Origin of the sequence: Bradyrhizobium genomosp. I (2014), assembly GCF_000261685.1 — a bacterium.
Lineage (GTDB): Bacteria > Pseudomonadota > Alphaproteobacteria > Rhizobiales > Xanthobacteraceae > Bradyrhizobium.
Map to the genome: position 1 here is coordinate 1 of NZ_AJQE01000319.1, position 1,578 is coordinate 1,578.

A 1,578-nucleotide genomic window follows, 5' to 3' on the forward strand; every position below is an offset into this window, starting at 1 on the left:
GCGGACGAGGCCCACATCGTCAACACCGCCAGCGTCAACGGCTTCTGGGCCTCGATCGGCATGAACCAGGCGCACACGGCCTACAGCTCGGCCAAGTTCGCCGTGAAGGGATTTACCGAAGCGCTGATCAACGACCTGCGCCTGCACGCCCCGCACGTCAAATGCTCGGTGGTGATGCCCGGTCACATCGGCACCTCGATCGTCTCCAATTCGCGCAAGGTGCAGAGCGCGGACGGTTCGGAGCGACTCAATGCCGACGAGGTCGCGCTGACCCGCAAGCGCATGGTCGCGGCCGGCGTGCCGGATGCCGACAGAATGTCGGACGAGGACATCCAGGCGGTGTTTGCCGAGCGCGCCCGCAGCTTCCTGGAGGATGCGCCGACGACGGCGGCAGAGGCGGCGAAGATCATTCTCGACGGGGTCAGGGCGGAGCGCTGGCGCATTCTCGTCGGCGAGGACGCCAAGCGCCTCGACGAGCGCGTTCGTGCTGCGCCGGAGCAGGCTTATGAACGTTCCTTCTACGAAAGCTTCACGCAGGAGGTCGGCTGGCGGCTTGGTTGAGACCGCCTCCAAGGCGGGCGAAAAATATGGATATGATGATCGTCATGGCAAGGGATGCGCAAGCAATATCGCGTGCCATCTCCTGCCAATGATCGCCCGCTCCATGACCCATGGGAATGTCACGCATGCGACGTGACGATGTTCAAGCGATGGTGATCTGAAAGGCCTCCCACCGGGCGCGCGGCCGCTTGGTTGGCGAAGTGAAATGGTTTAATCATCAGGGGGTAACGCGATGATAGAGCGTAGCTCCCGATGATACCCGCATGCCTCTCCGACGACTGGACTCTTTGCCCGGAACGAGAGGACATTTCCGCTGAGTTCACGCGGTTGCTCACTGCGGCCCAGGAGGGGGGCGCCACGATCGCGGAATGCCTCATGATCGCGCGGCAGCTGAGGCGCGGCGGCGGCCGGTCCTGGCATCGCGAGTGGAAGAGGCTGGCACAGACCAATCGGCAGCGCGCCGAGGCCGCGTTCGCGGAGGGCCATCTGGCGAGCGCGCAGCGCAATTGGCTGCGCGCGATGAACTACTATGGTGCCGCGGCGATGCCGCTCGACCCGGCGGACGAGCGCCGCTGGGTTGCGGTGCTGGCGATGCAGGACTGCGCCCGCCGCTACCTGGCCGCGCGCAGCCCGGCCGGCGAAGTGGTGACGATACCCTGGCTCGATGGGCATTCGCTGCAGGGCTACTTCCTTCCTGTGCCGTCAGCCAGCGGGCGGGCTCCGACCGTGATCTGCATCGGCGAGCCGGGCCACCGCAAGGAAGAGTTCCTGTTCAAGTTGGTGCCGCATGCGCGCGAGCGCGGCTTCTCGTTGTTGGCGCTCGACCTGTTCGGCGAACAGCGCGACGACTATCTCGACGCGCTGTTGCGGCGCCGGGATCTCGAGAGCGCGATCCCCGGCGTCATGGATTATCTGGAGACGCGCGGTGACGTCGACTTCGCGCGGATCGGGATCATCGCCGACGGCTGGGGCTCGTCCTTCGTGGCGCGCGCGGTGCTGCAGGAGCCGCGGCTCCCC

The 1,578-nt window shown here is 66.0% G+C and carries 2 protein-coding genes; both read left to right on the forward strand.

Going from position 1 to position 1,578, the window contains the following annotated elements:
- Positions 1-561: SDR family NAD(P)-dependent oxidoreductase (locus IC50_RS29080; RefSeq protein WP_035712860.1), on the forward strand; the 561-nt coding region annotated here is incomplete at its 5' end.
- A gap of 252 nt (positions 562-813) precedes the next feature.
- The coding region (locus IC50_RS29085; RefSeq protein WP_035712863.1) for an alpha/beta hydrolase family protein at positions 814-1,578 on the forward strand (765 nt) is incomplete at its 3' end.